8 protein-coding genes are annotated in these 6,512 nt (G+C 49.3%); 4 read left to right on the top strand and 4 right to left on the bottom strand.

All coding sequences use genetic code 11. From position 1 onward, the window contains the following. Positions 1-94 precede the first annotated feature (94 nt). The 4 genes from FHW71_RS23905 to FHW71_RS23890 form a co-directional block, all read right to left on the bottom strand. Entirely contained in the window at positions 95-409 is a 315-nt protein-coding gene (locus tag FHW71_RS23905) for a hypothetical protein (protein WP_008101841.1), read from the bottom strand. A gap of 107 nt (positions 410-516) precedes the next feature. Then, a complete protein-coding gene (locus FHW71_RS23900) occupies positions 517-828 on the bottom strand; it encodes a hypothetical protein (protein WP_008101842.1) in 312 nt (103 codons plus the stop codon). A 159-nt stretch (positions 829-987) separates the two neighbouring features. After that, entirely contained in the window at positions 988-1,197 is a 210-nt protein-coding gene (locus FHW71_RS23895; protein WP_008101844.1) for a DUF6434 domain-containing protein, read from the bottom strand. 589 nt (positions 1,198-1,786) lie between these two features. Further along, positions 1,787-2,335, bottom strand: coding sequence for a TetR/AcrR family transcriptional regulator (locus FHW71_RS23890; RefSeq protein ID WP_008101848.1), 549 nt, complete (start codon positions 2,333-2,335; stop codon positions 1,787-1,789). Between the two features lie 133 nt (positions 2,336-2,468). Here FHW71_RS23890 and FHW71_RS23885 point away from each other — a divergent pair, with 133 nt between their 5' ends. The 4 genes from FHW71_RS23885 to FHW71_RS23870 all read left to right on the top strand — a co-directional run bounded on the left by FHW71_RS23885 (position 2,469) and on the right by FHW71_RS23870 (position 6,391). Beyond that, positions 2,469-3,560 (top strand): alkene reductase, encoded by a 1,092-nt coding sequence (locus tag FHW71_RS23885; RefSeq protein WP_008101849.1) that lies wholly within the window; start codon positions 2,469-2,471, stop codon positions 3,558-3,560. A 74-nt stretch (positions 3,561-3,634) separates the two neighbouring features. Further along, complete coding sequence (locus FHW71_RS23880; RefSeq protein ID WP_008101851.1) at positions 3,635-4,417, top strand: SDR family oxidoreductase; 783 nt, start codon at positions 3,635-3,637, stop codon at positions 4,415-4,417. A gap of 132 nt (positions 4,418-4,549) precedes the next feature. Beyond that, positions 4,550-5,368, top strand: coding sequence for an oxidoreductase (locus FHW71_RS23875; RefSeq protein WP_036647649.1), 819 nt, complete (start codon positions 4,550-4,552; stop codon positions 5,366-5,368). Next, on the top strand, positions 5,369-6,391 hold the full coding sequence (locus FHW71_RS23870) for an NADP-dependent oxidoreductase (RefSeq protein WP_036647647.1): 1,023 nt from the start codon (positions 5,369-5,371) through the stop codon (positions 6,389-6,391). Positions 6,392-6,512: the final 121 nt, after the last annotated feature.

Here is a 6,512-nt window from a genome sequence, read left to right as displayed (position 1 = left end):
GCTGTGAGCGAACAGCGGAAGTTCGCAATCATCACTCATTGTTAATCCATGCTTTCTGTTATTAAGTATATTTATCAATGACATATCAGTCGGCTCATTTAAGTTTATTATTATAATTGTTCAAATGATGCTTAAAATACTTTTCATATTGTTCTGATGATTTAATTAAAATCGTAACTTCAATAGACTCTTCACCCATTTCCTCTGAGCTATCCACGATAGTTATAAATTCAGTGAGAACATGCAAATTTCCGTCACACTTAAAAAGTGCATACTCAGGCTTTGAGTCGAGTTTTCGATAACAACTAGTAGGTGTTAATGCACCATAAACAAATCCCATCGGCGGATCGCCAAACTCTAATTCAGTGAAACCAATGACCTTGTTGTCTTTTCTAACCTCAAAAGTCATCTACTATCCACCTTGCGTAATGAGCATATGGTTGAAGGATACTCTGAACATCCGATTTTGGCACGCAGTAGCACTCAATAACTAGTCTTGTTTACCAAGAAAAAAATTTAGTCAAATGTTGCTGTTGGTTTTTCATTCTCGGTTGACCAATATCCACCACTGCCATGATATGTTTCAGCCATTAATACAAACTGCGTACCACAATGCTTACATATAAAGTGATATTTAACTGTATCGCCCCATATCATCTTTTCAGCACACTCATTAAAGCTATATTGGTTCCAGTCGTCAGTTGCTTCAATCTCGATCAGGATCCCTTCATTGAGCGCATGCTTTGCAATACGTATTGCCTTACGTAAGTGTTCAGGATGACGGATGACGTATTTGACACATAGATCCAGACAGTGCTCACAACTCATAAAAAAATCCAAAGTAATGGTTTTGCTTGGATTTTACTCGTTCTCATAACACTTCAAATGGTAGTTTTTTCCTTTATAAAACACATTAGCTACTTCCGCTCCTGGCACTCAGCGGACGAGGTAACAATCCGCTATAAGCGAAGACCCTACGTTCCTAGCCTAAAGTGGATGTCTACGCTTCCACTCAGCAATCACATTACCCAGATTTTTTGGTACGTCATTTCGTATCCAGGCCATAAACTCGCGATCAAACCGGAAATCTGGACCGCACTCATCCATCATGAAACGGCGAACGTTTTGTGTGTTTTTGTAGTCTTTATCCACCATTGTCAAACGTGTTAATGAAGAACTATGCCAGTCGATTTTCACTTGTTGACTCCTGTTTTATACAAACGATAGCGGTGTTCAAATTGAACACGCTGACTTTGAAATGCCCGCTTCAACACTTAGCTGAAGTTGCGAAATCTGTTATGGGCAGCGCGATCAATTTTAGCTTGATGTAGCAAGCATGAGGGCGCGCAGCACACCCAGATGCACTGGTAGACAAAGCTTGCCCGCTTTATCTCGAAGGGGCGTAGGCTTACGGTTAAGACCGGAACTTCACGTCGGGATATCAATGTCATGCCCAGTGCCGACTATGCGATACCTGAAGGGTTCAGAGGGTGATGAAGTCATTAAGATGCGCGCTCATGTGAAATGCATAGCCACATGACGCATGTCCGCTCCGTGCCCAGGCTGTGTGAAAACTGTTTTGGTCGCTTAATCTGCGAGAAACAAGACTGAAAACTGCGCTCATACGTAAAATTTGGCTCATCTAACCAGTCGAGTAATTCCAGATTTTGCGTAGATACGCGCACTTCAGTTCTAGGTCAGAGTTTTCACACAGCCTGTGCCAGAAGCGGACGTTGGTGATTTATTTATATACACTGCTGAAAAAAGTCCCCTAAGCCCAACACATTCAATCCTGACTGGCTTCATGATTAACAAGACGCGCACGGCAGACATCCAGAATTTCATCAGCCAGAGCGGAATTATCCGGGCAGGCACGAGACAACACCAGTGCACCTACAAGATGGGCGATGGTATCTATCAGGTCAGCGCGCGTGCCATTTTCAGCTCCTAAAACGTCGAGTTGGCGTTCAATTCCGGCGGAAAATATCGCCTTGATTGACTCAGACTGACGGGATGTATCGGTGCCCAGTGCTGACATCACGCACCCTTTTCCCATATCATCGCGATGTTGTCGGGAGAGGTAGTATTCAATAAATTTTTCCCGGTCCACACCTGCCGTGCTTTCTGCAGAACGCGTAAAACCGCAGCTCATCGCTTCCGCCATCAGGTCTGCCTTGGAACCAAAGTGCTTGTAGAACCCGCCATGGGTTAAGCCTGCCGCTGACATCAGTTCCGCCACGCCCACGCCATCGTAACCGCGTTCGCGAAAGAGTTCTGAGGCCGTTTCAACAATGCGTGTCCGGTTTTCCCGAACCTGCTCTTTCGACACTTTCATGCTTTCCTGCCTCTCTTAAAAATAGAGTTTAAGTATACATTGATGATGACCGTAATCAAACGGGTTGACTTTATAGATTATGATCATCATCATTGCATTGACACCTCAACCCATTATTAACGGGCGAATAAGCATGACGAATCAGACATTATTTCAACCCTATGAACTTGGCTCACTAACACTGGCCAACCGCATCGTGATGGCGCCGCTGACACGTAACCGGGCCGGAGCGGGTCTGGTACCGGGCGAACTGGCGGCGACCTACTACGCGCAGCGTGCCACAGCAGGGTTGCTAATTACCGAAGCGACGCAGATCTCCGCACAGGCGCAGGGCTATCAGGATACGCCGGGGATCTACACGCAGGCTCAGATCGATGGCTGGCGCAAAGTGACTGACGCGGTGCATGCCAAAGGCGGGCGCATATTTGTACAGCTATGGCACGTAGGACGAATTTCTCATGTCGATTTACAGCCCGGAGGCGCTGCACCGGTCGCGCCGTCTGCCATTCGCGCCGGGACTAAAACCTTTGTGAACAATGGCTTCGCTGATGTTTCTGAGCCACGTGCGCTGGAGTTGCAGGAAATACCGGGGATTATTGACGATTTCAGAAAGGCATCGGCCAATGCCATTGCCGCCGGATTTGACGGCGTAGAGATCCACGGCGCGAATGGTTATCTGCTGGAACAGTTCCTCAAAGATGGCGCAAATCAGCGTACTGATGAATACGGCGGCTCTGTCGAGAATCGTGCGCGACTGCTGCTGAAAGTCACGACTGCCGTAAAAGATGAGATTGGCGCAGAACGCACCGGCGTACGCATTTCACCGGTGTCACCTGCTAATGCGATTTCATGCAGTGATCCGCAGCCACAATATGACTACGTCGCTGAACAACTCGATGCATTGGGCATCGTGTACCTCCATGTGGTTGAAGGTGCGACGGGCGGACCGCGTGATGTATCACCGTTCGATTACGACTCCCTGCGCCGACGTTTTAAAAACACCTACATCAGCAACAATGGTTATGACCTGGAACTGGCGGCCGCTCAGCTTGCGCAAGGCAGAGCCGATCTGTTCGCGTTCGGTCGTCCGTTCATCTCCAATCCGGATTTGGTCGAAAGGCTGAAGACGGGCGCACCTCTGGCCTCAATCAATCCTGAAACACTTTATGGCGGTGGCGCAGCCGGATATACCGATTACCCGTCGCTGACTGAGACCCGCAAGTAAAGCAGCCGGTTTACGGTTCTGCCTGCATCGCACATGGCGAATTCTGTTTAAACTTTAAGAAAGAAGATCAACTTATGACTAAAGCTTCAGTTCTCATTACAGGCGCATCCACGGGTATTGGTGCGGTTTACGCTGAACGGTTCGCCCGCCGGGGTCACGACCTGGTGCTGGTCGCCCGCGACGAAGTAAAGTTAGAGGCACTTGCCGATCGTCTGCGACAGGAACATGACATTTCTGTCGACGTTTTGTCCGCTGATCTCACGCAAACGCGTGATTTAGCCCTGGTCGAAGCCCGTCTGCGTGAAGACACACGGATTGGCATTCTTATCAATAATGCGGGTATCGCGCAGTCCGGCAGTTTTACAGAGCAGACACCTGATTCAATAGAAAGCCTTATCGCGCTTAATGTTACTGCGCTGACGAGACTTGCCAGTGCCGTGGCACCACGCTTTGTGCAAGCGGGCGAGGGATCGATCGTCAACATCAGTTCCATCGTCGGCCTCGCCCCAGAATTTGCCATGACGGTTTACGGCGCCACCAAAGCCTTCGTGCTTTTCCTGTCTCAGGGAATGAATGTCGAGCTGTCATCTAAAGGCATTTATATACAGGCGGTGCTCCCTGCCGGCACTTACACGGAAATCTGGGACCGTGCGGGTATCGACATCACTAACTCGGCAAAATTCATGGAAGTGGGCGAATTAGTGGATGCCGCACTGGTAGGTTTTGACCGCCGTGAACGGGTCACCATTCCGCCTTTACATAATGCTGCCCGCTGGGACACCCTCGATGCTTCGCGTCAGGCTCTGCTTTCAGACGTCAAACAAGACGAAGCCGCAGAGCGATATAAAGCATTGTAATCAATGAGGTGTACTGTGCAGAACGGTCTTCCGGCTATTCTGCACAGCGGTAAATCCGACATAAATACCTTACAGCCTGTCGTCTCATCAGCGATGAGAAACCTGAAACATCTCAATAAGGCCTTATTCAGCATGGCAAAAAAACGTGTTGCACTGGTTACCGGCGCGTCCTCGGGTATCGGCGAAGCGTCTGGTCATAAACTTTTAGCCGCAGGATTTACGGTATATGGTACGAGCCGGCGTGGCGCTCAGGCGGGAAAGCATCCATTTCCTTTACTGGCGCTGGATGTGACCGACGACGCTTCTGTCGAGGCCGCAATTGAGGAGTTGTTGCGTCTGGAGGGGCGAATCGATGTTCTGGTTAATAATGCGGGCTTTGGGGTTGCTCCAGCGGCGGCGGAAGAGAGTTCTGTCGAACAGGCCAAACACATTTTCGACACCAACTTTCTGGGCATCGTCAGGTTGAGCCGCGCAGTGATCCCTCATATGCGCCGTCAGGGCAGCGGGCGCATCATCAATATCGGTTCGATACTCGGCATCGTTCCGTTGCCGTATGTGGCACTTTATGCTGCCAGTAAGCATGCGGTCGAAGGGTATACCGGAGCACTGGATCATGAACTGCGCACACAGGGCATCAGAGTGTCTGTCATCGAACCTGCCTACATGAAAACACAGTTTGAAGCCAATAATATCGAGGCGGATGCAAAGCTTCAGGAGTATGACCAGATCCGGGCTAAGCTGACGAAAGTGGTGAGCAAAGCAATGGCTGAGGCGGAAAGTCCGGAGGTGGTGGCTGACGTGGTGGTTAAAGCTGCTCAGACTTTACGCCCGAAGGTGCGCTACACGGCGGGAAGGCTGGCAGGTCAATTGAATTTTATTCTCAGATTCGCCCCTGCGTCATTCCTGGATAATGTGGTGCGCAAAAGTCTTCAGCTTGATGCGAAAAAATAAATGAAGAATAAGACGATAAAAGCACTTACGTTTAAACGCTATGGTAAATCCCCTGAGCTGGGATTCGATAACATCGATTGCCCTTCCCCCGATGATAATGAAATCCTGGTAAAAGTTTTCGCTGTGGGTCTGAACCCGATTGATAACATGATTCCAACCGGAATATTCAAACCGGTTTTGCATTTTAAACTCCCCGCCACTTTGGGAAGCGACTTAGCTGGGGTTGTCATCGCCGTGGGGAGTCGAGTGATGCGGTTCAAGCCTGGTGACGAAATTTTCGCCAGCACTTTCGACACGGGAATAGGTTCTCTTGCGGAGTTTGCAGTGGTGCCAGAGAGCGCTGCAGCCATAAAACCCACGAACCTGGATTTCGTGCAGGCGGCTTCGCTCCCGATGGTGAGCCTCACATGCTGGCAGGCGCTGACAGAGCGAGCCGGGTTGCAGCCTGGTCAGAAGGTATTCATCCCGGCAGGTTCCGGGGGGATTGGCAGTTTTGCCATCCAACTGGCGAAGCACCTTGGCGCACAGGTGGCCACGACAACCAGCACAGACAACGCCGGGTGGGTGAGTCATCTTGGCGCAGACGAAGTGATTGATTATAAAAAGCAGGAATTTGAAATCGAGCTGAGCGGCTACGATGTGGTTCTCGGCACTATCAGAGGCGATTCAATTGAAAAATCCACCCAAATTCTCAAGCCGGGTGGAAAGATTGTTTCTCTCATCGGTCCATTAGATGTTGCGTTCGCCCGGTCGCGGAGACTAAACGTCCTGCTGCGTTTAGTTTTCGGGCTGATGAGCCGCAAGATTATGCGTCTTACAAAAAATCGAGGCCTCATTTATTCATTTCTTTTTGTCCGTCCTGATGGCGATCAGCTCGCCCAAATCGGCAAACTCATTGAGGCGGAACAAATCAAGCCGGTGATCGACAAGGTATTCCCTTTTATGGAAACAAAGGAAGCTCTTGCCTATTTGAGGCAGGGGCACGCTAAGGGCAAAATAGTCGTTAAGATGCAGGAGTCATAACAAATGAAATTTGAATCTATTTAAAGAATATCGAAAGAAAAACTCCACTAATTTGACGATATATCAAGGGCATGTTGTCAGCTAAATTGATGGCCGCGAATGTCCGCTGTTCGCTCACAGT

The sequence above is a fragment of the Enterobacter sp. Sphag1F genome, assembly GCF_014193275.1.
GTDB lineage: Bacteria > Pseudomonadota > Gammaproteobacteria > Enterobacterales > Enterobacteriaceae > Pantoea > Pantoea symbiotica.
The sequence above is the reverse complement of the archived record's forward strand: the minus strand, read 5'-3'. Positions and strand labels throughout refer to the sequence as shown.

Coding starts and splice junctions, on each gene's coding strand:
- FHW71_RS23875 (WP_036647649.1), top strand. CDS start 4,550: ATGGCAAAAAAACGTGTTGCACTGGTTACCGGCGCGTCCTCGGGTATC.
- FHW71_RS23870 (WP_036647647.1), top strand. CDS start 5,369: ATGAAGAATAAGACGATAAAAGCACTTACGTTTAAACGCTATGGTAAA.
- FHW71_RS23890 (WP_008101848.1), bottom strand. CDS start 2,335: ATGAAAGTGTCGAAAGAGCAGGTTCGGGAAAACCGGACACGCATTGTT.
- FHW71_RS23900 (WP_008101842.1), bottom strand. CDS start 828: ATGAGTTGTGAGCACTGTCTGGATCTATGTGTCAAATACGTCATCCGT.
- FHW71_RS23905 (WP_008101841.1), bottom strand. CDS start 409: ATGACTTTTGAGGTTAGAAAAGACAACAAGGTCATTGGTTTCACTGAA.
- FHW71_RS23885 (WP_008101849.1), top strand. CDS start 2,469: ATGACGAATCAGACATTATTTCAACCCTATGAACTTGGCTCACTAACA.
- FHW71_RS23880 (WP_008101851.1), top strand. CDS start 3,635: ATGACTAAAGCTTCAGTTCTCATTACAGGCGCATCCACGGGTATTGGT.